We start from the raw sequence: 26,496 nt of genomic DNA, 5'->3' as shown, positions 1-26,496 counted from the left end.
ATTAGCCACCAATATGTAATAGCCATTCATATTAGGCAACTAAATATTGAACATTATTTATTCTGTATTGATGACTTAGCCCTAAAACTAAGGCAATAAAAAACGCCATGCATTGCTGCATGGCGTTTAAATTAAAACGTTTCAAATAGAACGTCTTACCAGATACTAAGCTAAAAACTAGCCATCATTACCTAGTCTTTGTAGATTGAGAACTCGTCAGCGCAAGCCACTAGCTGCTCGCGAGTGATCATGAATACACCGTGACCACCGTTCGAGAATTCAATCCAAGTGAATGGAATCTCAGGGTACTGATCCATCATATGAACCATTGAGTTACCCACTTCACAGATCAGAATACCATCATCAGTTAGGTAATCTGGTGCGTTAGCTAGGATACGGCGAACCAATTTCAGACCGTCAGTACCTGCTGCTAGGCCAAGTTCTGGCTCATGAGTAAACTCATCTGGCAGGCTGTTCATATCTTCTTCGTCCACGTAAGGAGGGTTAGACACGATCAGGTTGTATTTCTCTTTCGGCAGATCACGGAAAAGATCTGAACGGATTGGGAACACTTGTTGCTCCATGCCGTGATCTTGAACGTTCTGCTCAGCAACTTGAAGTGCGTCAGTAGAGATATCTATCGCGTCTACTTCAGCATCTGGGAATGCGTGCGCACAAGCGATAGCAATACAACCACTGCCCGTACAAAGATCCATAATACGAGCTGGTTCTTCTGTTAACCATGGTTGGAACTGAGCTTCAATTAGCTCACCAATTGGCGAACGAGGCACAAGAACACGCTCGTCAACATAGAACTCAAGGCCACAGAACCAAGCTTTATTGGTTAGGTAAGCCGTTGGGGTACGATCATTGATACGCTTAATCACGCGCTCAACAATACGTAGACGCTCACTGCTTGTTAAACGAGAGTTCATGACATGCGAAGGAACATCAATCGGCAGATAAAGAGTAGGTAAAATAAGTTGTACCGCCTCATCCCACGCGTTATCAGTGCCGTGACCATAAAATAGGCCCGCTGCGTTAAAGCGGCTAACAGTCCAACGAATCACATCTTGAAGCGTGTGTAGTTCTGATACCGCTTCTTCTACAAAAATCTTATCCAAAATTGTCTCCGAAAAGCGCTACAATACCGCTAATTACGTTTCTAATTAGAATTCATAACCTGATGAGCAAAAAAGACACCGACTTCGATGACGATTTCGCCCTATTCAATGATGCAGTAAAGGGCGTTAAAAAGTTGCGACAGGATACCATAGTCCAGCAGCCAAAAAGAAATGCCAAGCAAAAAGAAATTACGCGAACGGCAAGACAAGCCAGTGACAGCGAGTTTTATTTCTCGGATGAATTTATTCCGCACCTTAGCGAAGACGGCCCAACACGTTATGCGCGTGATGATGTCTCTAAATATGAGGTGAAGCGTCTGCGTCGTGGTGTCTACGTACCAGATGTGTATCTCGATATGCACGGTATGACTCAACAAGAAGCGAAACGCGAGTTAGGTGCAATGATTGCCCACTGCGTAAAAGAGAGCGTGGCGTGTGCCTGCGTTCAACATGGTATTGGTAAACACATCCTTAAACAAAAGGTGCCTTTGTGGTTAGCGCAGCACCCGGACATAATGGCTTTTCATCAAGCACCATTAGAGTTTGGTGGCCATGGTGCACTGTTGGTTTTAATTTCGATCCCTGAGAAATGATCTGTTGGCCTGTTAAGTATTCCAACGTCAAATACAGCAAAGGGTATCTCAAATAATTGGGATACCCTTTTCTTTGTTACCTTTCAGCATGCAGCTTCTCTAAAGCCTCGCCTATGGATTAATATTCCAAAGTAACTCGCCTCTTTGTGTCTCTAGCTCAAAGTCGATACAGGCCAAACCTGAAGTCGGAAACATAGGTGGCGCCATACCTGTTGCGAACTCCGCAGTTAAGTAGCCCACTAAAGGTAAATGAGACACAAATAAAACAGTCTCTAGCTTTTCCACTTCCGTCATCGCTAAGGTCAAATCAAACACGTCGTCGGACATTCCATAAGGAGTAATATCATCACAGGTTTCAACTTTCTTTGCAGAAAACACCTGAGAAATCTCTAACCACGTTTCTTGTGCTCTTAAGTAGGGACTTACCAGTACTTTATCAAATTGACTTATGCCTTGCTCATTTGCCGCTTGCGCGACCGCAAGAGACGCCATTTTACCGCGCTGAGTTAACGCTCGTTCTGCATCAGAGTTTGCAAAATTTTCTGCTTCACCGTGGCGCATTATGAATACTTTCATGCTCAATCCTGTCTACGTAACATTTCGAGAGTTGATATATCCCATATCAACGATACGCTACTTAGCGTTTGGCTCTCAGTCCAGAGAAAACGCAGTCTATATAAATAATTATATCAAGTCACTTGCTAAAGAGTTCGACTTTCTTAACAATCTTATTAAAAGAAAATAAATTACTGATAAAAATCGATAAAAGATGATTTTTAAGTCGCTAAAAATCTCTTCATATCCCAAAAAATGATCACAACGTTTGCACGCCGAATCATCGGGTACATAATTTAAAAACCACCTTCTCTGGAGATGCTCCTGTGCACTTAAGCCCCAATGATGAACATCAATACCGTTACATAACCTTAAATAACGGGTTACGCGTACTGTTAGTTCAGGACCCAAAAGCTCAAAAAGCCGCAGCCGCATTAGCCGTTAATGTGGGGCACTTTGATGACCCTACAGACCGAGAGGGTTTAGCTCACTACTTAGAGCATATGCTATTTTTGGGAACGGAAAAGTACCCAAAGGTCGGAGAGTTCCAAAGTTTTATCAGCCAGCATGGCGGTAGCAACAATGCATGGACGGGCACAGAGCACACCTGCTTCTTTTTTGATGTTGAATTGAATGCGTTTGAAACCGCACTCGATCGCTTCAGCCAATTTTTCACTGCTCCCCTGTTCAACGAAGAAGCATTAGATAAAGAACGCCAAGCGGTTGATTCAGAATATAAAATGAAACTCAACGACGATTCGCGACGCTTGTACCAAGTGACCAAAGAACTGGTGAACCACAATCACCCATTCTCGAAATTTTCTGTCGGTAATATCGATACGTTGGGCGACAGAAACGGCGAAACGATTCGACAAGATATCTTATCGTTCCACCAGCAGCAATATTCTGCAGACCTAATGACACTCACACTGTCTGGCGATCAATCATTAGATGAGATGCAAGGTTGGGTTGAGGAACGCTTTAGCTCAATTACCAATCACAGCCTGCAAGGTAAAAAAGTTCAAGAACCGATTATTGGCGAGTTAAGCACAGGCGTTCAAGTACATGTCGAACCAATAAAAGAAGTGCGCAAACTCATACTCACCTTCCCGATGCCAAGCATGGATGAGCACTATGGTGTTAAGCCACTGTCGTTCTTCGCACACCTTTTAGGTTACGAAGGTGAAGGCAGTTTAATGATGCAATTGAAAGAGAAAGGTTGGATCACTTCTCTCTCAGCCGGTGGTGGCGCAAGTGGCAGTAACTATCGTGATTTCACCGTCAGTTGCTCGTTGACCATCGAAGGTTTAACCAAAACCGATAACATCATCCAAGCAGTGTTTCAATACATCAAGTTGATTGAACAACAGGGCATTGAAGAGTGGCGTTATCTAGAAAAACGCGCAGTGTTAGAATCAGCGTTCCGCTTTCAAGAGCCAGCAAGGCCACTTGATTTAGTCAGTCATCTGGTGCTCAACATGCAACACTATCAAGAACAAGATGTGGTGTATGGCGACTATAAAATGTCGCACTTCGATGACGAATTACAGCGATCTTTACTCCCCTACTTAACCGTCGACAATATGCGCGCGACCATTGTGGCTCAAGGCTTCGAGTATGATAGAGAAGCAAAATGGTACTACACGCCCTACTCAGTGACACCTTTTAGCCCAGAGCAAACCCAAAGCTTTATGTGCATTAACCCCGGTTGGCAGTTTGAGCTTCCAAACAAAAACCCGTTTATTTGCTATGACTTAGATCCGGCAGAACTCGAAGGTGACGCTAAGCACCCGCAATTGTTAGAAGAGTTGGACGGCTTTAAGCTGTGGCATCTGCAAGATCATCAATTTCGAGTACCGAAAGGTGTGGTGTATATCGCCATCGATAGCCCGCACTCGGTCGCTAGCCCTAAGAACATTGTCAAAACACGCTTATGCGTAGAGATGTTCTTAGATTCACTCGAAAAAGAGACCTATCAGGCTGAAATTGCTGGTATGGGTTACAACATGTATACCCACCAAGGTGGCGTAACCCTGACTCTGTCTGGATTTAGCGAAAAACAACCACAATTGCTCAATATGATCCTTGAACGCTTTCAAGCTCGTGAATTTAGTCCAGCCCGCTTTGAAACCATTAAGCATCAATTGCTTAGGAGTTGGGGCAATGCGTCACAAGATCGCCCTCTGTCACAACTGTTTAATGCCATGACTGGGATACTGCAGCCAAATAACCCTCCTTATGCGGTTCTCATAGAAGCGCTAAATACCATTGAAGTCGATGAGTTGTCCTCATTCGTTCAATCGATATTAGCCGAACTCCATGTTGAGATGTTTGTGTATGGCGATTGGAAGCAAGCTGATGCTCTCGAGATGGCTGAAACGTTAAAAGACACATTGCGTGTCCAAGATCAAGCTTATGAAGAGTCACTGCGACCGTTAATAATGCTAGGTGAAAATGGTAGCTTCCAGCGTGAAGTTGTGTGTAATCAGGATGATTCGGCCATCGTGGTTTATTATCAATGCCCCGATATTTCACCTCAGAATATTGCGCTGTATTCATTGGCTAACCATTTGATGTCAGCTACTTTCTTCCATGAAATACGCACCAAACAACAACTTGGATACATGGTTGGCACAGGCAATATGCCGCTCAACCGACACCCAGGTATTGTGTTGTACGTGCAGTCACCGAATGCCGCTCCAGCCGACTTGTTGGCCTCAATAGATGAGTTCCTTAATGCCTTCTACATGGTTTTATTGGAGCTGAATGACTACCAATGGCACAGCAGTAAACGTGGCCTTTGGAATCAGATTTCGACACCCGATACGACTTTGCGAGGTCGAGCTCAGCGCTTATGGGTTGCGATAGGTAATAAGGATATTGAATTCAACCAGAGAGAGCGTGTATTGGAAGAGCTTAAAGGGCTCACTCGCTCGGACATGATCCGTTTTGTGATTAACCAACTGAAACCACGCACGGCAAATCGTCTAATAATGCACGCTCACGGTAATGCTCATAACGAAGAAGAAAAGTTATCAGCAGGTATTGAAATCGGGTCTATTGATGAATTTCAGTTACGACCTAAAGACTGCCAACTTGGTTAATAAGACTGGAATACCAACCAGAATAAACTAAAAAAGCCCGCATCAATTGCTTGATACGGGCTTAATAATCAATGTGCTTGAAAGTTACTTTTATAGAGAGTTACTTATAAAAAGACTCATCCAAGCCAGCACGTGTCAGTAGGCCATCACATGGCGCAAAACGATCACCGTACTTCTTAGCGAAGTCGTTCATCATCTCAACCAGTGATTTAATACCGATTTGATCCATATAACGGAACGGACCACCTAGGAATGGCGGGAAACCAATACCAAAAATAGCACCAATATCGCCATCTCTCGGGCTACGGATAATGCCATCGTCTAGACAACGAACCGCTTCGTTTAGCATAGGTAACACGCAACGCATTGCGATGTCGTTATCACTTAGCTTAGGTTCAGGTTGAAGCTTAAGCAGCTTGTAAACTGACTTATCGACTTCCTTCTTCTTACCTTTGTAGGTATAGAAACCTTTGCCATTCTTACGGCCTTTACGATTATCGTTCAGAAGAATGTCGAACACATCAGGGCCTTGGAAACGATCGCCTAATTCATTGACCAGAATCGGGATGATCTTAGCGCCGATATCCACACCAACCTCATCTAACAAGGTAATTGGGCCAACCGGGAAACCGAAGTCCAATAACGTGCTGTCTAGCTTTTCAATCGGCTCATTAGCCAATAGCAGATGTGCCGCCTCATTCATGTATGGAGCAAGAATACGGTTCACATAGAAACCCGCTGTATCTTTAACAACAATCGGCGTTTTGCCTTGCTTCTTCGCTAATGCTACAACCGTTGAAATCGTCTCTTCTGAGGTTGTCTCATGAGGGATAACCTCAACCAGCGGCATTTTCTCTGCAGGGCTGAAGTAGTGAAGACCGATCACATTTTCTGGTCGCTTCGCCTTCTCCGCGATCTTATGGATTGGTAGCGAAGATGTGTTGGTCGCGAAGATCGTCTCTGGCTTAGCATTTTCTTCAATGTCTGCAACCATCGACTGCTTAAGGTCGAGGTCTTCAAACACCGCCTCAATCACAACATCAGTGTGGTTAAAACTCGTAAAGTCGATACCGCCAGACAGTTGAAGCATCTTACTTTCAAGGTCAGCTCGGCTCAGAATACGACGCTTACGCTGCTTATCGAACAACTTGTAATTGTAGTTAAGCGCGTTCAGTACACCTTCATTTGATACGTCTTTAATACGCACAGGCACTTTCGCTTTCGCTACGCTCACGTGGCTGATACCCGCCCCCATTAGGCCACCGCCTAGCACGCCAACACGCTTAACCGCTTTTGGTTCTGCATCTGCGCCATGTTCTTTTTTCATTTCTGTGGTGGCAAAGAAAATAGAACGAAGAGCTTTAGATTGTGTCGTCATCACCAGTTCAGAGAAGCGCTTGGCTTCGTACTGAAGACCTTTATCAAAACCGTTCTCTAAGCCATAACGAATCACATCGAGAATCGCATCAGCGGCTGGGTAATTACCGCGTGTCTTCTGATTAGTCTTCTTTGAAGCCTGTTCAAAAATCACTTTACGGCCAAAACCATTACGTGAGATTAATTTTTCTTTAGTCGAAGCTTGGCTTTTAGACGCAAGACGCTTACCTTTTTTTCCACCTGAGTTCTTTTCGACAAAGCTCTTAGCGACTTCAAGCAAGATAGTTTCTGGCACACAAGCATCTACGACACCTAGCGATTTCGCTTTCTTAGCGCGAAGCTGTTTACCGGTGAGAATCAGATCGAGCGACGGTAGCAAACCAATTAAACGAGGCAGACGCTGCGTACCACCAGAACCTGGTAGTAAGCCTAGCTGAACTTCTGGCAGGCCAAGACGAGTCTTATCTGAATCTGTACACACTCGATAATCACACGCCAAGGCTAACTCTAGACCGCCACCCAAACATGGGCCATGAATCGCCGCCACAACGGGATAAGGAAGATCAGATAACGCTTGGAACATCTCCTGTCCTTGACGCGCAAGAGACTGAGCTTCGTCAGCCGTTTTACACGCATCTAGCATTCTAACATCAGCACCAGCAATAAAATTATCTGGCTTGAGTGAATGCACGATCAAGCCTTTAACTTGGCTTTTCTTTTCCTTCAATTGCTCAAAGATCGCTTTCATCTCTTCCGCAAAAGCCGCTTGCAACGTGTTCATTTTCTCGTTTGGCACATCGATCGCTAACCATGCAAGATTGTTGTCATCAATGGTTAACCTAAATGCTGTTGCTTGATTTTTTGGGTCTGCCGTTAGAGTCGAATCTTCTTTAGTGACCGCTTCATTTGCTGTTGTTGCATCAAGAGTCGTAGACATTATTCTACCTCCAAGATCATTGCTGCACCTAAACCACCGGCCGCACAAGCTGTATTCAGTGCCAAACCGCCACCGCGACGTTTCAGTTCACGTAATGTTTGAGTCATCATGCGTGCGCCAGTCGCAGCAAATGGGTGTCCATAAGCAATTGAGCTGCCCAGCACGTTGAACTTCTCCATATCAATCTCACCGATTGCTTTATCTCGGCCAAGATTCTGTTGAGCAAACTCATCGCTTGCAAACATTTTGACGTTAGCCAAAACTTGAGCTGCAAACGCTTCGTGCATCTCGATAAGTGTTAGGTCTGACAACTCTAAACCTGTGTTCTTCAGCACTTGAGAGGTCGCATAGGTTGGCCCCATCAACATGTCTGTTTCAACACCAATCGCTGAGAATGCGTAACCGCGAATATAACCAAGCACTTCTAAGCCTAGCTCTTTCGCTTTGCCTTCGCGCATCAACATCACTGCCGCACCGCCATCAGTAAGAGGCGTCGCATTAGCTGCCGTTACGCTGCCGTACTTTCTGTCGAATGCAGGACGAAGTTTAGCGTAGCCTTCTACTGTTGAGTCGTGGCGAATGTTGTTATCTTCCGCTAAGTACTTTTTGTACGGTGCAGGGAATGTCGTCATTACTTCGTCTTTAATCTTGCCTTCTTTCCATGCTTGAGAAGCAAGAGAGTGAGAGCGGTGTGCAAGTGCATCTTGAGCTTCGCGAGTAATACTGTGCGTCTTCGCCATCTGCTCGGCAGTTTGCCCCATGGATAAACCGGTCGAGTATTCCGCGACAGCCGGTGGCACTGGCATGAGGTCTTTCACGGAAAGGGTTTTAAGAATCTTCAGTTTTTGACCCATAGTTTTCGTTTTACTCAGCGCTAATAAGTTTGCCGCTAACTTTTTCGAAACACCGATTGGCAATACAGAAGACGAATCCGCACCACCCGCAATACCGATATCAATCGTGCCAGCCATAATACTTTCGGTAACATTGACTGCCGCTTGAAAGCTGGTTGCGCATGCTCGTGTCACACTGTAAGCATCGGTATTAATATTCATTCCAGTGCCCAGCACGATCTCACGCGCAATATTTGGTGCTTCCGGCATCTGAACAACTTGGCCGAACACAACTTGTTCGATAAGCGCAGGATCGACATCAGTTCTTGCAAGCATTTCGCTCACAACCATTTTGCCTAAGTCGACCGCAGGCACTTGACTAAATTCGGTGCTCTGACGAGCGAATGGGGTTCGTAACCCAGCGACAACGGCAACACGTTCTCCAGAACGCGTTTTGACTTCCTGTTTGCCCATGGTTTCTCCTTAAGGTTAAGAGGTCTGACCTGAATCATTGTAAAGAAGTTGTTAATTAAATCAAACGAGCGTTTAAATAAACGTGATACGAGTATCTCACTGTTTGAAAGTATGGCAGCACATTCAGGCGAATCTTTTTTGGGGGAAGGTTGTCGTTAGAGACTAAACTATTGTGAGCAAATACTGTTATCGCTTTGTAGGGAATGGTTTTCTTGAGGTAAAAAAAAACCACACAAAGCTGTGTGGTTGGAATGTGTATAAAGCAATTAACTTGACGCCAATTGAAATAATCAGTTTCCTGATTAGGAGAAAGTAAAGTCAGCCTTCAAAAGGAAGTGTCGTCTTGCTCAACATGCTAGTCACGAATGACTAACTAGACGACAAGGTGTACTATAACTGGTTCGAGGCCTTAGATTTTGAAGTAGATCAATTTTAATGTGATTTTACGAATTCCTGCCGATCGTTCGCTCTGAAAACGAAACAGAATATAAAAACGAAGCACAACGTATAGAGACAGCTATACGCAGAGCAATTATGGAGGCTCGTGTGTCAATAATAAAAATGTTTGGAAAGAAAACAGCCAAGCGTCCGGTCAACTCTGATATGGACAAACAAAGAAAATACGAAGCACTCGTGCGCGCCTATCATCGTGACCTCTTTCGCTATGCCTATTGGTTATGTAAAGACAAAAGCATTGCCGAGGATTTAGTGCAAGAGACTTGCCTTCGTGCATGGAAGTCACTCGATAGCCTACAAGATGAAAAAGCCGCGAAATCTTGGCTGATTACTATCTTGAGACGCGAGAACGCTCGACGTTTTGAACGTAAACAATTTGATCTGGTTGATATCGACGATCATGGTAACGATGCTAGTGTCAGTGATGACCCGCACCATCAACACCAGTGGTTACAAGCTCAGATCATGAAACTTGAAATTGATTACCGTGAGCCTCTCTTCTTACAAGTGATTGGTGGTTTTAGTGGTGATGAGATCGCAGATATTCTCGAACTCAACAAAAACACGGTGATGACACGTTTATTCAGAGCTCGAAATCAATTGAAAGAGATGCTGGATACAGAAGAGGCAGAAAGGGGGCAACATAATGGATGATTTGGAATTTCGTCGTCGTGTATTGTCGGAACCTAAACAGCGTACACAAGATATTGTTGATGCGGCCGCGAATAGCGAAGCCAATAGTAACTTCTTAGACGATGTACTAGCGCTTGATAAACAGATCCACACTGCAATGAACGTAGATGTGCCAGACGATCTTGCTGACCGTATTCTGTTCAATCAGACCTCAAGCGAAGAAAGTAAAGTAGTAAGGCCGACTTTTGCTCGACGAGCAATGGCGATGGCGGCTTCAGTGGCATTCGTTGCTGGTTTATTAGTTGGCCAGGTTAACTGGGGCAATGCATTCGTTTCACCCGCACAAGCAAGTTTGGCTGATACAGCAATGAAGCACGTTGTTGATGAAAAGAGTTTTGTTAGTAGCATCGATGAACAGGTTACATCGCAGCAGATCAACGCAAAAATGAACCCATTTGCTTTTCAGTTTGATGATGCTTTCCCTTACCACGTCTATTACCTAAACCACTGTGGCTTTGGTAAATCCAACGCGGTACATATGGTCTTCCAAGGCGCAAAAGGCAAAGTAACGTTGTTTTTAACCGGTATTCCGACAGACAAACCTATCGACTTTGATGAAAAAGGCATGTCCGGTTCGGTAACCCCCGTGGATGGCAGCAGTTTGATCCTTGTAGGTGAGAATGGTGAAGACATTTCTAAGATCGCCGAAAAGCTTACCAAAATGATCAAACCGATGAGCTAATTCGCTCTCAAAGCCCCGTAATAAAAGGCCCAGCAACTATACTCTTGATATTGCTGGGCTTTATTTATAACAAACCCTTAAACCATTCACAAAGCTAATACCACTAGAGTTAAAACTCTAAAAATAAGCATTTCTCACCATTTTCGTGCCAGATAGGCGTCATTTCCATAATTTTCCACTCAAATTTTTCAATGGTCGGATTTGTATATCGTATACTTGCGAATAGGATCAGCCACCATTGAGCAATTGCTCAAATTAATCGCCCTGTAGAGGCGGATATATAAAGGAATAAATAAATGACTACCAACAACACGCGTCTGTTTAAAAAGTCTCTTTTAGCAGTAACAATTACACTGGCGTCTTCGCAAGCGATGGCAGCAGGTTTCCAAATCAACGCACAATCAGCAACTGGCATCGGCCGTGCTTTCGCTGGTGATGCAGTAATCGCAGATAACGCGTCAGTAATGGCACGTAACCCTGCAGCAATGGCACTGTTTGATAAAACTGAGCTTTCTCTTGGTTTTGAAAGCATCACTTCACTGATTGAAGTTAAAGATGCAGAATACAATATTAACGGCAGCCCAATCCCAGTTGCCAATACTGATGATGTCGGTGACACTTCTATTGCACCCAATATCCACCTTATCGTCCCAGTAAATGATAAATTTGCTTGGGGTGTGAATGCATATTCAAATTTTGCTACAAAGACTGAGTTTGATGACAGCTACACTGCAGCTGAATACGGCGGCCTAACTGATGTTAAGAGCATTAACTTTGGTCTTGCTGGGTCATATCGCCTAAGTGAACAATGGAGTTTCGGTGCAGGTTTAGACCTGATTTACGGCCAAGGCACGATGAAAAGAGAAACAAGTGCGGCTCTAGGAGTCGCTAGTGGTGGCTTAGTCCCAGCTGGAACAACGTTAGTTGATGTTGATGAAGCTGATGGTTGGGCAGTAGGCTTTAACGTGGGTACTGTGTATGAACTAGATGAAAACAACCGTTTTGGTCTATCGTACCGTTACAGCCCTGAAATTACAGCTAAAGATGACAAAGGGCAGGAAATTACTCTACCTCTACCCGACATTGCTGAATTCTCTGGTTACCACAAAATCGAAGATACTAAATTCGCAGTTCACTATTCTGTACAGTGGATTGGTTGGGGTGCATTCGATCAGATTGACTTTGACAACCTACAAGGTTCACCACTTGGTTCAACGTATGCAAAACAATACCAATGGCAAGACGGTTGGCACTACGCAATTGGTGGTACTTACTACCTAAACGATACTTGGACACTACGTACTGGTTATATGTATGACACGAGCGCACAAGACAAGCTAACTTCAATCTCTGTACCAGACTCTGATCGTCAGTGGTTCTCTGCAGGTTTCACATACCACATTGATACAGTTTCTAATGTTGACTTCGGTTTCACATACTTAATGGGTGATGATGTAAATGTATCAGAAAACACACAGTTAGGAACAGGGCTTTCAACTGGTGTCAACGCGACAACACACGCTGATGCAATCCTACTAGGTCTACAATACAGCCGCAGCTTCTAAGATAAGCTGGGTTATAAATATCCAAAGGGTCGCATTACGCGACCCTTTTTTGTTACCTAAACCACTGACTGGCATCGATTTAGGCTTACAGCTGTAGGCTGCAGAGGCAAAATATGCCTACAGGTGTACGCTCAAATTTCGCAACACAGCCGAAACATTCAGGCTATTTACCTAATAATTCGGCATATTTGACAATTAAATCCCTAAAACACTATTTTATTCGAATTTCATTTTTAAAGTAATAACTCTAAACGTAGAATCATGTCACTAAATACTTATGATTCAGCGAACATCACAATGAAAATGAATAAGACTCTTCTATCTGCTGCAGTGGCAGTTGGACTACTTTCGACTTCTACCGTGACTCAAGCGGCAGGTTTTCAATTAGCAGAATACTCAGCTACAGGCCTTGGCCGTGCATACGCGGGGGAAGCTGCAATCGCAGACGGTGCGGACGCACAATGGCGCAACCCTGCAATGTTGACTTACCTAGAAGGTACACAGGTTTCTGTTGGTGGTATCTACGTTAACCCTAACATTGATGTTAAAGGTGAAGTAAACCACGCTCACCCTGCGATAGGGACAAGCCAAGCATCTTCAAACGATTTCGCAGATGATGCCATTATCCCTAACCTTTACATTTCTCACCGTTACAACGAAAAGTTTGCTATTGGTCTTGCATTTGGCACGAACTATGGCATGGAAACTAATTTAGGTGATGACTTTAACGCCTCTCACTTCGGCAACGAAGCAAGCGTGATCACCAAAGAAGCTAACCTTAACTTTGCTTATCAAATCGTTGAACAAGTTAGCATTGGTGGCGGTATTCGTTACGTTATGGGAGAAGGTAGCTTTGGCGCAACAGCCCCCGAAAAAAACGCTGTTGCAGTAAACCCAAGCACAGGTGCACCAATCTCAGTCCCTGCAGGTACAACACTAAAATATATGGAAGGTGATGACACGGCTTGGGGTTGGCAAGTAGGTACAGCGTGGCAGATCAACGAAGACCACCGTATAGGTTTTGCCTATAAATCTGAGGTTGAACTGAAATTAGAAGGTCACGCTGAGGGGATCGGATTTAAGATGGCACAAGGTCAACGTGCCAACGGCCATATGATGTTAGCACTTCCTGCAACAGCAGAACTCGCAAGTTTCCATCAACTGACTAAAGCCTTAGCACTTCACGCTAGTTTCAACTGGACGGATTGGAGTTCTTTCGAGAAACTGCAAGCAGAGCTAGGCACATCTGGCAGCCATACAGTTAAAGTCGAAAATTGGGAGGATAACTACCGCTTTGCTTTAGGTGCAACTTACCAAATTGATCCTAAGCTAGCGCTACGTACCGGTATTGCTTACGATACCTCAGCAGTAAGTGACAAAAACCGTACTATTACTATCCCAGAAACAGACCGCACTTGGTTAAGTGTTGGTGCTGGTTACCAATGGTCTGAGCAACTGTCATTCGATGCTGGCTTTACATACATTATTGCTAAAGATGCTCCAATCACCGAATCACGTGGCTATGCATCTGACGATACTGCTGAAGCCGTTGGTGGTCAATTTGTTGGTACAACAACTGGTAATGTTTGGCTAGTGGGTATCCAAGCCAACTACCGCTTCTAATCTGTTTGACTTAATCTAAAGTCATAAGCATTAAAAAGGCTCGATGTTGTTTTCAACCTCGAGCCTTTCCTTTATTTATTCTTCAAAGTTTTATATTTAGTAATCTTCTAGATACCCATCAATGAAGTCTTCTTCATCAAGATCGACCTCTTCAGGTTCAACCTCGGCTTTGAAGTCACGGCGTTGAATGTAAACGTCACGTGTTAATGCGTATGGATCCGGAGAGTCATCCAATTGGGCTTCTTGTGAAACTAATTTAGCTCGAGTCTCCATCCCTTCAAACGCCCACTTGCCTAAGCTCGCCCAGAAGTTCAAGAAAGAGAGAGGCACATACAAACCATCGACAGTATCTGTTACTTCACGAGTCGTTAATGGGCCATAACCTGGCACCATAAAGTAAGGGCCATTTCCTACTCCATGATGACCAATCGCATCAGAGAATGATTTGTCATCAAACTTAGTGATCCCCGCTTCACTAGCGATATCAATTAAGCCAAGTAGACCAAACGTAGAGTTAATCCAAAATCGGTTGAAATGGTCGAGTGCTTCACCGCCATTACCCATTATTAGATTATTCACCATGCTTGATGGTTCGTCTAAGTTGGCTAAAAAATTGGAGATTCCAGAGCGAATTGGCACAGGAGTATAATCAACATAGGCTAGAGAAACTGGACGAACCAAATAAGGGTCTAGATACTCGTAGTTGAGATCCCACATCGCTCTGTTGAACCCTTCAAAAGGATCATTGGGGTGGGATTCTACGACGTATTCAGAGGTTTCAAGGTTATTATCGTAAGTGCTTTCATCTGGCGCGCTAGAACAGCCCACCGTTAAGCTAGCGATAAAAAGTAAACCCGAGAGTCTTAAAACACTGCTAGACATATCACCTTTTCCATAAGGAATTCATATAATAATAAAAAGGCCAGCAATCGCTGGCCTCAATTGTTTGCGTAAGTCTATACCGTTTATCAACAAATCGGAATAGCTAACACCTATGCAAAGTGATGATTAATATTGCTTGTTGATATCAATGGTCACTGGAGCACCCAGTTCAACCACTTCACTCTCACCGTACCAATCACCATCGCGAGTTGAAACATTACCATCGGTATCAAGCCTAGCTCTAACCATCAGAGTTTCAAGGCTAGACAACTTTTGGCCTTCCAACATGCTGTTACCATCATCAAGCACAACAGTACGAGGGAAAGTCCCCAATGGGTAACGAGCCGCAGCAACAGGCATTGGCGAGCCATCCGCTCTGTGTATTGATACTACCAACACTGAATTCGGATCAGCATTCACATCACCAGATATATCAAGCGTTACGGCAACACTCTTACCTTGGTCAACGCCCATGGCATTGCCCATTTTCTTCTGAGCACTTTCAATACTGCGTGACAACATTTCGTAGCGACTGTCTTGCGGACCAATCATCTGCTGCATGATACTCCAGTACTTCACAGCACCTGGGTAATCTTGACGCTCAAACGCATCGAACGCCAGCAATGAAAACACACGCAGGTCCACGTAATCGTTTTGAATCAAACGGCTCAAAATCAAGCGAGCTTGGTTTTGATCGGCTTCATCAGGCGAAAGCATCAGTGCTTGTGCAAAACCTAACTGAACATCTTCATTCTTAGGCTCAAGCTTGTACGCTCGTTCCATAGAATCTTTTGCTGTTTCAGCATCGCGATTAGCCAGTGCAATACGACCAAGAAGTAACCAACCCGTTGAGTCTTTAGGTTGATAGTGCAGACGAGTACGAAGCGCTAACGTCAAATCTTCGAGTTCATCATCCGTTAGCGCACCACCTTCCGATGACATTAGCTTTTTAGACAACTCAGGAAGGTTCGAACTCACTTCTTGCCAGTGTTGAACTTTGTCTAGCGCACCAAACTTAAAGTACATACCATACGTTACCACTACAACCAGAATGATCGACGGTACAACAACACCAAGCGTTGAGATTTGAGTCTTCTTCATCTCTTCTTGTGTAGGAACATCATCAAGCAGCGACTGTTTCAAATCAGCGATCAATTCCTGCTGGTTATCAACAAGGCCTTCTTCTGCTTCTACTTCTAACTCAACGAGGCGGTCTTTATAGAATGCTTTGTTCAACTCGTCGCGAAGCATTTCGTCGTTGTTCGCCTTCTTGTTAATGAAGGGCAGAACAATTAAGAAAATTGCCGCTAGCGAAAGGATAATGGTAGAAATCCAAAATAGAGTCATTACTGTTTATCTCCGTCGTTCTCTTCGTCGAGTAACGCTTTTAAACGTGCTTCTTTGTCTGCATCCCAGTCTTTATCTGACTCTACTGCCGCTTTCGATTTTGACTTTCTGCTGCGTAAAATGATCAAACCAAATCCAACAACAACCACTGCAAACGGACCAACCCAAAGGATTGAAGTTGCGAGTGTCAGCGGTGGATTGTAAGTAACAAAGTTACCATAGCGAGCAATCATGTAATCAATGATGTCTTGCTTCGACTTACCATCTTTTGTCATCTCGTACACTTTTTGGCGTAGATCGACCGCCAGTTCAGCGTTCGAATCACCAATGGTGTTGTTCTGGCATTTAGGACAACGAAGCGTGTTGCTCAGCTCTTTGAACTGCTGCTCTTGGTCAACGTTATCAAATTCATGGAACTCGATAGGTGCAGCAAAAGCCGTTGCCGAAATTGCAAACGTAGCGAATAGAGCAATCAGTGCCTTCTTAATCATTTCGCTTCCTCCAACAAGTCTTGATACATCGGCTCAAGCGTCGACGCCCAGTTGGTTGGATTCACATCACCAACATGGCGGTAACGAACCACGCCGTTAGCATCAATCAGGAAGGTCTCAGGCGCGCCATACACACCTAGGTCTAGACCTAGCATACCGTTACCATCAAACAGACTGATTAAGTACGGGTTGCCTAGCTCGTTTAACCAACCGACAGCCTTATTACGATCATCTTTGTAGTTCAAACCAATAATCTTAACGCCTTGATCAGCGAGCTTGTTCAGGTAAGAGTGCTCTGCATAACAAGTAGGACACCAAGTCGCCCACACATTAAGAAGTAGCGGTTCACCTTTAAAGATAGCTTGGTCGTGAAGTTTGCCCGGTTGCTCTAAGTCTTCTAGACGAAACTCAGGAACCGTTTTGCCAATCAATACGGATTCCAGTTTAGTCGGGTCATCGCCCGACTGGTTGCGCATTAATTGCGTTGCAAAGATTCCAGCTAGAACCATGAACGCAATCAAAGGAATGAATAAAATCTTCTTGTTCATTCTAATTAAGCCTCCTGCTCTTTAGCCGACTTTTTGGTTGGCTTACGGAAACGGTAACGACGGTCACTGATAGCGATAGCACCACCAATCGACATAATCAAAGAACCCGCCCAGATCCAACGTACAAAAGGTTTGTAGTAGATACGAACAGCCCAAGACTTGTTGTCGTCCAAACGCTCACCCATTGCGATGTATAAGTCACGTGTAACGCCACGGTCGATCGCCGCTTCCGTCATCATAGACTTAGCTGTGGTGTAGAAACGTTTTTCCGCATGAAGCGTGTTAATGTATTTGCCTTCTTTAGTGATTTCAAAGTCAGCAATGTAACCATCGTAGTTTGGACCATCTTTGTCACGAACGCCGGTAAACAGGAAGCTATACTCTTCAAGTTGATAGCTTTCGCCGGGTGCTAAGCGTACATCGCGTTCGATACTGTAGTTTTGCACCATCGCGATACCAATCACTGTCACGGCTAGACCAATGTGACCACACATCATCGCCCAGTGGCTACGAGGTAGCTTAGTCAAACCTTTCATAAACGTATGACGGTGAGTCGCACGCTCATGCAGTTCAAAACCGTGCATGAAGATGATCCAGAATGCCATTACCCAACCAGCAAACGCAGTACCACTGAAGCGGTCAGCCAACAGAGCTACCATTAGTGCACTCAAACCAAGTGAGAATGCACCTGAAATCAACATTGGTTTAACTAGCTTGGATAGATTGTCGCGTTTCCAGCGAATCAGAGGACCGATACCAAGTAAGAACGAGAACGGAATCATTAACCAGAAGAACAACATATCAAAGAATGGAGCACCGATAGACACCGAGCCCAGACCTAGCTGTTTGTGAACTAATGGTAATAGCGTACCGACTAACACAACCACTAGTGCCGCGATCAATAAGATGTTGTTGCCAAGCAGTGCGTTTTCACGAGAAACCAGATCGAAGTTACCGCGAACACGAACCGATGCGCCTTTAACTGCGAATAACAGCAGTGAACCACCGATAACAAAGACTAGGAAACCTAGAATAAACATACCACGAGCAGGATCCGACGCGAATGCGTGAACCGATACCAAGATGCCCGAACGAACTAGGAACGTACCTAGTAAGCTTAGCGAAAATGCAGAGATAGCCAGCAATACTGTCCAAGCTTTAAATGTGCCACGCTTTTCGGTTACCGCTAGTGAGTGCATCAATGCAGTACCAGCCAACCAAGGCATGAATGAAGCGTTTTCTACTGGATCCCAGAACCACCAGCCACCCCAGCCAAGTTCGTAGTAAGCCCACCATGAACCCAGTGCGATACCTACCGTTAGGAACAACCAAGCGGCGATAGTCCAAGGACGCGACCAACGAGCCCACGCCGTATCAAGACGACCACTCATTAAAGAAGCAATAGCGAAAGAGAACGCAACAGAGAAACCTACATAACCCATGTAAAGCATTGGCGGGTGAATGATCAAGCCCGGGTCTTGCAATAGAGGGTTCAAGTCACGGCCATCAACAGGGAAGAAAGGCAATGTACGTAGGAACGGGTTAGACGTTACGATAATGAACAGCAAGAAGCCGACAGTAATCAAACCCATGATAGCCAGTACGCGAGCCACTGATTCTTGAGGCATACCACGGCTAAACGTCGCTACTGCAACCGTCCAACCCGCTTGGATAAGCACCCAAAGCAGTAATGAGCCTTCGTGAGCGCCCCAAACCGCAGTAATTCGGTAATACCAAGGCAGTTGGCTATTCGAGTTACTTGCTACGTATTGAATCGTAAAATCATTGGTATAGAACGCGTAGCACAAAATAACGAATGAAATCGCTAGGAATCCGAACATGCCCCACGACAAAGGTCGGGCACTATTCATCAATAACGTGTTATTTCGAGAGGCTCCGAACAGTGGGAGCACACTCAATAGCAATGCCAACCCCAAGGACAGGATCATGGCAAAATGGCCGATTTCGGCTATCATTGAACACTTCCTTCTTTTTGTTCAGTTGTGTATTGCAAAGGCTCATGGGTTTTCTTCATGGCTTCAGCAACCTCTGAAGGCATATACTCTTCATCGTGCTTTGCCAACACCTCGAACGCTTCAATAGTCGTTGCATTTTTAAGGACACCCTGAGCAACAATACCTTGGCCTTCACGGAAAAGATCAGGAAGGATACCATCGTATAGAATTGTTACTTTAGGGCCTACATCAGCTAAATCGAAGCTTACACGTAATGATTCATTATCACGGCTTACAGAGCCGACTACGACCATGCCTCCAATACGTAGGCGTTGACCAACTTCAGGTTTTTTGCCGTCTTTGCCGTTAACCAGCTCAGTTGGTGTGTAGAACAGATCCATGTTCTGGTTGAGTGCGTAAACCATCAATCCAACAGTCGCACTGATACCAAAAAAGATCGCTAAAACAATGCCCAGCCTCTTTTTGCGTCTAGGGTTCATAGAGTGTTCTCCATATTTTTTGCTGCATCGATACGAGCTTGACGATCAATCTTAGCTTGTACTTCATTTAGTAATTGCTTACCACGACGAATACTTGTTACGAGTAAAATGGTCATCGCGAGGAATGTGATTCCAAATGCACTCCATACATATGAGGCGTAGCCCCCCATGGCAAGGAAATCACTTAAAGATTCAAAATACATAATTACCTACCCTACTACGCTTTGTTGGCCGCAAGCTTGCGAACCCATGGACGGTGACTTTCTTTGCTGATAATTTCGTTTCGGAAACGAATCATGGTCACAGCACCAAAGAAAAAGGCGAAGCCGAAAGTGTTAAGAAGAAGCGGCCATAGCATGTCACTTGAAATAGAAGGCTTGTCGAACTTGGTGATCGTGGCACCTTGGTGAAGTGTATTCCACCATTCAACAGAGAAGTGGATAATCGGTAGGTTAATCACACCTACGATAGCCAGAATACCCGCCGCTTTTGCCGCTGTTTTCTGATCATCAAAAGCGTGGTGCAATGCAATCACACCTAAATATAGGAACAGTAAAATAAGCTCCGAGGTTAAACGTGCGTCCCAAACCCACCAAGCACCCCACATTGGTTTCCCCCACACCGCACCAGTCAAAAGAGCGATAAAAGTAAACACAGCACCAATAGGTGCCATTGCCAACGCCGCCATGTCAGATAACCTTACTTGCCATACCAAGCCAATAAAGGCCGCAATTGCCATAGACATATAAACGCCCATAGACCAAATTGCTGACGGAACATGGATATAAATAATCCGGAAGCTATCACCTTGTTGGTAGTCGGAAGGCGCAAACGCTAGCCCCCACACGGTACCGGCGGATAGACACAATAACGCTAGGATAGAGAACCATGGCAGAAGTTTACCAGCAAGCTGATATGAGGTTTCTGCTTTGGCATAGGGATGGAGCCATTTCCACATGTTGTAATCTCACTCTTACTTCATATTGCTTACAGCTATCACAGCTATAATTATTATAATTTATTAGGTTTGGAGCTTCTTCCAGTAACTCTCTGAGTTTGAAAGTTTGAAATAGTTCACCTTGAATATACAAAGTGGCAGTGGTCTTTAGTTAACACTTACTCTCAGTGCGGCACTAATAGCAAAAGGAGTAAGCGTCATTGCCCCCATTAGCATTGCCCCTAGTACTGCTAACTGTCCGTTATACGCAACGCCCAGCGCTGCCGCATCAATCGCTGATGTAGCAAAGATTAGAATTGGGATATACAACGGCAAAATAAGCAGACTTAAAAGTACGCCACCCTTTTGAAGCCCTACCGTTAAAGCGACCCCAATAGCACCAATAAAACTCAATGCAGGAGTACCAACCAATAACGTTAAAACAACCGACAACCAAGTATCGAAATCCAAAGACAGCAGCACTGCCAATAACGGACTGATCAAAATTAATGGTAACCCGGTCAATAACCAGTGTGCTATGACCTTGGACAAGACTACCAACTGCAACGGGATGGGCATCAGCATCATCTGCTCAAGGGCGCCATCTTGAAAATCATCCCGGAAAAGGCGCTCTAAAGAGAGCAATGCAGAGAGTAAAGCGGCTACCCAAACGATCCCCGCCGCGATACGTGCAAGTAGGTTTGGCTCAGGACCAATACTCAAAGGGAAAAGAGTAATAACAATGATGAAGAACCACAGAGGGTTGAAGATATCCGCTTGACGTCGGAATGCGATAAGCAGCTCACGTCGGATAATCGTGGTCATCGAAGAGATCATATTATTCACCCAACTTTATTTTTCTTAGTTTCGGGCTATCAGCAAACATATCTTGGTGTGTGGTTAACAGCACAATGCCACCGTTGTCTGCATGCTGAGAAAATAGAGATTCCAGAACTTTTACGCCCTGCTTATCAATAGCAGTTAGAGGTTCATCGAGAATCCACAACATTTGCTTACTCAACCAAAGACGAGCCAATGCAACGCGGCGCTGTTGACCAGCCGACAGTTGCCCTGCAGGGACATCTTCTCTACCAGCAAGGCCAACTTGAGTCAGCGCATGGTAAAGCTCTTCCTTATTCGTTCCACCGCTGTGAATCGTTTGATAAAAACTAAGGTTCTCATAGGCACTAAGCTCACGCTTCACGCCCGTTTGGTGTCCAAGAAAAAGCAAATTTTGGTGGTAAGTATCTCGACTCGTTTCGATAGACTCACCATCCCAAGAGATGGTGCCTTCATCGCGGTCACCTAAGCCAGTAATAATTCTAAGGAGCGTCGTTTTCCCGGTACCGTTACGACCTTCAACTTGAACCAGTTCACCTGGTTTCAATTGAAAAGACAACGATTCAAACAGAACCCTGTCGTCACGAATAGCAGTTAAATTTGAGACTTCTAGCATAGGTAAATTTAGTCGAGTAAAGAGAGAGCTATAGTAGCACACCAATATGGTGACAAAATAGGACTAGGCGTTTTCGATAGAACAAACTCTGTAAGAAACTGTTACCGCTGCATCACAATTTACACATTTTTATTTACCAGGCGGATACCCTCTTAGATACAAGAACTTATAAACATCGTTCTATAAATAAATGTTAGGTATAAAAAAAGAAGCCGAAGCTTCTTTTTAAGAGGAGTGCGTGGTAAACATCAAGTGTTAAATCCGCAATGAGCGCTCAATTTAACGACGTCGGGGGCTATCTCTACGATCACGAGAGTCTGCTGGTTTTTCATCAAACGATGTAGGATCGCTTCTTAAAGAAGGAATTTTTTCTTTACCTGCCAGCTTATTTTGCAGAGACATCATCAGCTCAGCTTCAGCTTTTGGTAATTCGCACTCTTCAATCAGTTCATTGATCCCAGCGCCAAGCTGAACCATTTTCGTTGCACGTGTGTACAAGCGTCCATCGTTGTCCGCATGCTCCAACTCAACAATACGTTCATTCAAGTGCTTTATCAGGTCTTGCTGTTCTGTCACTTTCTGGCCCAAGCCAACCACAACAGAGCGAACTTCAAGTAACTGCTTACTCGATTTTTGAAGCTCCTTGTCCAAGTTACGAACTTGCAGACGTGACTGCTCGAGTTGTTTTTGAATCGCACGTTTTACTTTGCTAATCAAAAGCACGACAAATAACGTAAAAACCCCAACTCCAGAGAGAAGAGCTACAGGGGTTAAAGAAAGCGCTTCAAACATTACAGGTGAGCCATCTCATCCCATTCATCTTCGCTTAGTAGCTTATTAAGATCTACTAAGATAAGCAGCTTGCCATCACGGTTGCTTACACCTTGGATAAACTTAGCACTTTCATCGGTACCAACACTTGGTGTCGTATCGATCTCAGAAGAACGTAAGTAAACCACTTCAGCAACGCTATCCACTAGAATACCGATCACTTGACGCTCAGATTCAATAACGATAATACGAGTGTTATCTGTGATTTCACCTTGCATCAAACCAAAGCGAGAACGAGTGTCGATCACGGTAACAACATTGCCACGTAGGTTGATAATACCTAAAACATAGTCTGGAGCACCTGGTACTGGGGCAATTTCGCTATAACGTAGTACTTCACGAACCTGCATTACATTAATGCCGTAAGTTTCTTCTTCCAGCTGGAATGTCACCCATTGAAGTACTTCATCATTGGTTGGATCTTTTCTTACTTCAACTTCACTCATATGAGACATAGATAATCCTCTTGTCGTCGTTACCGACCACTATTATTAACTTGATGCGTTTATTGTACCAATCGTAGTACTAGCTCAATGCTTTTACATCTAGCCCTGCGTTTAACATGGCGACTAATGCTTCGACATGGATCAAAGCACACATTTTTTCTTTAACCATACCGGCGAGCCATGGGCGTTTTCCTGCCATTTCTCGCCAACGTACTTTATCTGCGTTCAACAGCTCTGTGCCTTTAAGCTCGGTACTCGCCAGTCCCCATAAGCTATCTCCAAGCATCACTATATATTGATAGTTTTCTTTATATTCGTCACCCGATAGTTTCTCCGACATCACCCATTTTGCGGTATCGACCACATCTAGCTGATTTTCACGGTTGGTTTGCAACCCCAGATACCAGGCAGGCTTACCAATAATGTGGCTTAATTCTTCAAGGCGATGGATACCACCTAGCTCATCAAGCGGCACGGCGAAGGTCACACCATTAACTTCAAAATACAAGGCTTGGAAATCTTCCGTTCGAGCCGTGCTTTCCCACGAGGTAAACTTGTCAATCCCTCCGGCTTGAGTTTCAAGTTCAACAGCCGTCTCAATTTTAGGATATTCAAGCTCAGTCTCTTCATACTTAATTTCTGGTTGTTCAGCTTCAACTTGTTGCTGTTCAATTTGCTGTGATACAACTTGAGGTTCGACAGCAATGGATAATTCAGGTTCTGGAAGATTCCAATCTTGAATTTCTGGCTCTTCAAACAATTGAGCAGATGCCACCGCGACGTCAAACACCTGCATGTCTTCTAACTGGGCGATTTTCTGAGTATTTTGATCCATCAATTCATCGAGATTCAGATCTTCTACTACATTAGTTGCCTCTAAACGACTCAGGAGTTTTTGAACATCCTCAAGATTCGGAGCCTCAAACTCAGCCGCGCGAATTTCCGCGTAGCTTGAATGATGACTCGCCAATTGGCGCTCTGGCTCTGGCTCTGGCTCTGGCTCTGGCTCTGGCTCTGGCTCTGGCTCTGGCTCTGGCTCTGGCTCTGGCTCTTCAGATTGTGATTCGTCGCTAGATTCGTCAACAAAAAAATCATCAGATTCAAAACTCTCATCACCTAATAGCGCAGTAAAATAGTCGTCCAGCGCTTGTTCACTCGATAGACTTGTTGGCGCCATTGTTAATTCTTTATTCGCGCTCATTTATCGCCAACCTCTCGAGATAAATAAGCAGCTGTTTGTAAGCAAATACACCACGACTACCCGATGCAAAATGAGATGCTGGTAAGCGCTTTAGGCTTGCATCTCGAAATTTAGTATCAATCGGCACAGCAGACGTCCAAACTTGGTTCGGATAATCATCTTTGAGCTGCGTTAATGTTTGCAGTGAAGCCTTGGTTCGCTTGTCGTACATCGTCGGGACAATTGTCACCTTAAACGGGGTTTTACGAGACTTCTGCATGATGGTCAAAGTGCGGATCATGCGCTCTAAGCCTTTCATCGCCAAAAACTCAGTCTGTACCGGAATCAAAATACGGTCACTAGCAGCCAATGCATTCACCATCATCACACCAAGAATAGGCGGACAATCAATAAGCACGTAGTCATAGTCATCTTTCAACGCCGCTAAGGCACGCTTTAAAATTAACCCCATGCCGCTTCGATTACCCATCACACGGTCTAGTGTCGCCAGTGACATATGTGCAGGGATAATATCGATACTTTCGACCTCTGTTTGTAAGATCAAAGGTTTTACCGTCTGCGTGGTAAACTCACGCAGCTGAAACAGATCAAACAAGCTCGATTCCACCGTATCTGAGTCATAACCCAGATAGGTGGTTAGTGATGCATGTGGGTCAGTATCAACTAACAACACACGGTTCCCCTTTAAGGCAAGTAAGCCTGCCAAGGTCACTGTCGTGGTTGTTTTACCAACACCACCTTTTTGGTTTGCAACACTCCAAACAATCATTTCGATTTACCTAAGCTAACCCAACTTCAACCAAGATTCTTTCCGCGATACGGTCTAGAGGCAGGTCTTCAGTAGAAATGCCAGCTTTTGCTACAGCTTGAGGCATACCATATACGACACAACTATCTTCATCTTGCGCCCAAATCGTCGAGCCCGCTGTTTTTAGCATACGCGAACCTTCTCGACCATCAGCCCCCATACCGGTCAGTATCATAGACAAGACTTTGTCACCGTAAATCTTCGCAGCAGAGCCGAATGTGACATCCACACAAGGCTTGTAGTTCATTCGATCGCCGCCATCGATAATTCTCAAACGAGCAGATCCTGCACGACCATCAACCATCATCTGTTTACCGCCGGGAGCAAGGTAAGCCACTCCTGGTTTCAACACATCTCCATCTTGCGCTTCACGAACTTCAATCTTACACAAGGTATTCAGTCGGCTTGCAAATGCAGCGGTAAAGGTTGCTGGCATGTGCTGAACTAACACGATCGGATGTGGATAATGAGCAGGAATGCGAGTCAAAATCTTCTGTAGTGCAACAGGGCCGCCAGTCGAAGTACCAATTGCAGTTAACTGGTATTTCTTACCCGAAGCTCTAAATTTTGCTGTCGATACAACAGCAGGCTTGGCTGTTGAAGTTGTTTGACGCAGTGATGAAGGTGCCGACGCCGTTGCTGTTGTTCGAGGAGCAACAGGTACACGGCGCATGAATGCACGCTTAGCGGCAATTTGAATCACACGTTGCTGAAGCAAAGCTACAGCATCATCACGATTACGCGCAATATCTTCGAACTTCTTAGGTAGGAAGTCGAGCGCTCCGGCATCTAAAGCATCTAATGTGGCTCTTGCACCGTCATGCGTTAATGATGAGAACATTAAAATTGGCGTTGGTGAAGCTGCCATAATCTCACGAACGGCTGTAATACCATCCATGACAGGCATCTCAATGTCCATCGTAATCACGTCAGGCTTCAGTTGCTTGGTTTTCTCAACCGCTTCTTTACCATTTACCGCTACATCGATGACTTCGAGACGAGCCTCTGAGTTAATGATTTCGCTAACGCGACGACGAAAAAAGCTCGAATCATCAACGACTAATACTTTAATCGCCAT

At 44.7% G+C, this 26,496-nt stretch carries 25 protein-coding genes; 6 read left to right on the top strand and 19 right to left on the bottom strand.

Features of this window, described 5'->3' with window-relative positions; genetic code table 11:
- Positions 1–191 precede the first annotated feature (191 nt).
- Positions 192–1,124, bottom strand: a complete 933-nt coding sequence (gene prmB, locus OCT63_RS10760; protein ID WP_269983700.1) for a 50S ribosomal protein L3 N(5)-glutamine methyltransferase — start codon at positions 1,122–1,124, stop codon at positions 192–194.
- A 62-nt stretch (positions 1,125–1,186) separates the two neighbouring features.
- Here prmB and smrB point away from each other — a divergent pair, with 62 nt between their 5' ends.
- Positions 1,187–1,717 carry an endonuclease SmrB gene (smrB, locus tag OCT63_RS10755; RefSeq protein WP_017056914.1) on the top strand — a complete coding sequence of 177 codons (531 nt, stop codon included), beginning with the start codon at positions 1,187–1,189 and terminating at the stop codon, positions 1,715–1,717.
- A 111-nt stretch (positions 1,718–1,828) separates the two neighbouring features.
- Here the strand turns inward: smrB and sixA are convergent, their stop codons facing one another.
- The gene (sixA, locus tag OCT63_RS10750; protein WP_046224380.1) at positions 1,829–2,293 is read right to left on the bottom strand and encodes a phosphohistidine phosphatase SixA; all 465 of its coding nucleotides are present in this window, start codon (positions 2,291–2,293) and stop codon (positions 1,829–1,831) included.
- A 305-nt stretch (positions 2,294–2,598) separates the two neighbouring features.
- Here sixA and OCT63_RS10745 point away from each other — a divergent pair, with 305 nt between their 5' ends.
- Positions 2,599–5,376: an insulinase family protein gene (locus OCT63_RS10745; RefSeq protein WP_269983699.1), complete on the top strand. Its 2,778-nt coding sequence runs from the start codon at positions 2,599–2,601 to the stop codon at positions 5,374–5,376.
- A 100-nt stretch (positions 5,377–5,476) separates the two neighbouring features.
- Here OCT63_RS10745 and fadJ read toward each other — a convergent pair whose 3' ends face one another.
- Positions 5,477–7,690: a fatty acid oxidation complex subunit alpha FadJ gene (gene fadJ, locus OCT63_RS10740; RefSeq protein ID WP_269983698.1), complete on the bottom strand. Its 2,214-nt coding sequence runs from the start codon at positions 7,688–7,690 to the stop codon at positions 5,477–5,479.
- Entirely contained in the window at positions 7,690–8,997 is a 1,308-nt protein-coding gene (gene fadI, locus OCT63_RS10735; RefSeq protein ID WP_161680074.1) for an acetyl-CoA C-acyltransferase FadI, read from the bottom strand. The genes fadJ and fadI overlap by 1 nt, the downstream gene beginning before the upstream one ends.
- A gap of 561 nt (positions 8,998–9,558) precedes the next feature.
- Here fadI and OCT63_RS10730 point away from each other — a divergent pair.
- The 4 genes from OCT63_RS10730 (at position 9,559) to OCT63_RS10715 (ending at position 14,016) form a co-directional block, all read left to right on the top strand.
- Positions 9,559–10,107, top strand: coding sequence for a sigma-70 family RNA polymerase sigma factor (locus OCT63_RS10730; protein WP_060468192.1), 549 nt, complete (start codon positions 9,559–9,561; stop codon positions 10,105–10,107).
- Positions 10,100–10,828 (top strand): DUF3379 domain-containing protein, encoded by a 729-nt coding sequence (locus tag OCT63_RS10725; RefSeq protein ID WP_161687649.1) that lies wholly within the window; start codon positions 10,100–10,102, stop codon positions 10,826–10,828. The genes OCT63_RS10730 and OCT63_RS10725 overlap by 8 nt, the downstream gene beginning before the upstream one ends.
- Before the next feature lie 296 nt (positions 10,829–11,124).
- Positions 11,125–12,393: an outer membrane protein transport protein gene (locus OCT63_RS10720; protein WP_161749115.1), complete on the top strand. Its 1,269-nt coding sequence runs from the start codon at positions 11,125–11,127 to the stop codon at positions 12,391–12,393.
- Between the two features lie 297 nt (positions 12,394–12,690).
- Complete coding sequence (locus tag OCT63_RS10715) at positions 12,691–14,016, top strand: outer membrane protein transport protein (RefSeq protein ID WP_161674478.1); 1,326 nt, start codon at positions 12,691–12,693, stop codon at positions 14,014–14,016.
- 96 nt (positions 14,017–14,112) lie between these two features.
- On the opposite strand, the gene OCT63_RS10710 is transcribed toward OCT63_RS10715, so the two are convergent.
- From OCT63_RS10710 to OCT63_RS10640, 15 genes are all read right to left on the bottom strand, one after another.
- Positions 14,113–14,898 (bottom strand): MlaA family lipoprotein, encoded by a 786-nt coding sequence (locus OCT63_RS10710; protein WP_161687655.1) that lies wholly within the window; start codon positions 14,896–14,898, stop codon positions 14,113–14,115.
- Between the two features lie 126 nt (positions 14,899–15,024).
- Positions 15,025–16,245 carry a c-type cytochrome biogenesis protein CcmI gene (ccmI, locus tag OCT63_RS10705; RefSeq protein WP_269983697.1) on the bottom strand — a complete coding sequence of 407 codons (1,221 nt, stop codon included), beginning with the start codon at positions 16,243–16,245 and terminating at the stop codon, positions 15,025–15,027.
- Positions 16,245–16,736: a cytochrome c-type biogenesis protein gene (locus OCT63_RS10700; RefSeq protein WP_161674452.1), complete on the bottom strand. Its 492-nt coding sequence runs from the start codon at positions 16,734–16,736 to the stop codon at positions 16,245–16,247. Before OCT63_RS10700 ends, ccmI begins: the two co-directional genes overlap by 1 nt.
- Entirely contained in the window at positions 16,733–17,284 is a 552-nt protein-coding gene (locus OCT63_RS10695; protein ID WP_161674454.1) for a DsbE family thiol:disulfide interchange protein, read from the bottom strand. The genes OCT63_RS10700 and OCT63_RS10695 overlap by 4 nt, the downstream gene beginning before the upstream one ends.
- Positions 17,285–17,289: 5 nt before the next feature.
- A complete protein-coding gene (locus tag OCT63_RS10690; protein ID WP_269983696.1) occupies positions 17,290–19,260 on the bottom strand; it encodes a heme lyase CcmF/NrfE family subunit in 1,971 nt (656 codons plus the stop codon).
- Entirely contained in the window at positions 19,257–19,739 is a 483-nt protein-coding gene (gene ccmE / locus OCT63_RS10685; RefSeq protein ID WP_161680089.1) for a cytochrome c maturation protein CcmE, read from the bottom strand. Before ccmE ends, OCT63_RS10690 begins: the two co-directional genes overlap by 4 nt.
- A complete protein-coding gene (gene ccmD / locus OCT63_RS10680; protein ID WP_017056900.1) occupies positions 19,736–19,942 on the bottom strand; it encodes a heme exporter protein CcmD in 207 nt (68 codons plus the stop codon). Before ccmD ends, ccmE begins: the two co-directional genes overlap by 4 nt.
- A 14-nt stretch (positions 19,943–19,956) precedes the next feature.
- Entirely contained in the window at positions 19,957–20,697 is a 741-nt protein-coding gene (locus OCT63_RS10675; RefSeq protein ID WP_161752924.1) for a heme ABC transporter permease, read from the bottom strand.
- Between the two features lie 147 nt (positions 20,698–20,844).
- A complete protein-coding gene (gene ccmB / locus OCT63_RS10670; protein ID WP_004736228.1) occupies positions 20,845–21,513 on the bottom strand; it encodes a heme exporter protein CcmB in 669 nt (222 codons plus the stop codon).
- A 1-nt stretch (position 21,514) separates the two neighbouring features.
- A complete protein-coding gene (gene ccmA, locus OCT63_RS10665; protein ID WP_060468201.1) occupies positions 21,515–22,132 on the bottom strand; it encodes a cytochrome c biogenesis heme-transporting ATPase CcmA in 618 nt (205 codons plus the stop codon).
- A 279-nt stretch (positions 22,133–22,411) separates the two neighbouring features.
- Entirely contained in the window at positions 22,412–22,924 is a 513-nt protein-coding gene (locus OCT63_RS10660) for a DUF2802 domain-containing protein (RefSeq protein ID WP_161680091.1), read from the bottom strand.
- Positions 22,924–23,418 (bottom strand): chemotaxis protein CheW, encoded by a 495-nt coding sequence (locus OCT63_RS10655; protein WP_017056895.1) that lies wholly within the window; start codon positions 23,416–23,418, stop codon positions 22,924–22,926. The genes OCT63_RS10660 and OCT63_RS10655 overlap by 1 nt, the downstream gene beginning before the upstream one ends.
- Positions 23,419–23,488: 70 nt before the next feature.
- Positions 23,489–24,610 (bottom strand): chemotaxis protein CheW, encoded by a 1,122-nt coding sequence (locus tag OCT63_RS10650; protein WP_269983695.1) that lies wholly within the window; start codon positions 24,608–24,610, stop codon positions 23,489–23,491.
- Positions 24,597–25,379 (bottom strand): ParA family protein, encoded by a 783-nt coding sequence (locus OCT63_RS10645; protein WP_060468205.1) that lies wholly within the window; start codon positions 25,377–25,379, stop codon positions 24,597–24,599. The genes OCT63_RS10650 and OCT63_RS10645 overlap by 14 nt, the downstream gene beginning before the upstream one ends.
- A gap of 10 nt (positions 25,380–25,389) precedes the next feature.
- Positions 25,390–26,496, bottom strand: coding sequence for a protein-glutamate methylesterase/protein-glutamine glutaminase (locus OCT63_RS10640; RefSeq protein WP_161752918.1), 1,107 nt, complete (start codon positions 26,494–26,496; stop codon positions 25,390–25,392).

The organism is Vibrio sp. RW (assembly GCF_027587105.1).
In the GTDB taxonomy this organism is placed as follows: domain Bacteria; phylum Pseudomonadota; class Gammaproteobacteria; order Enterobacterales; family Vibrionaceae; genus Vibrio; species Vibrio toranzoniae.
This window is presented reverse-complemented; position numbering and strand designations above follow the sequence as displayed.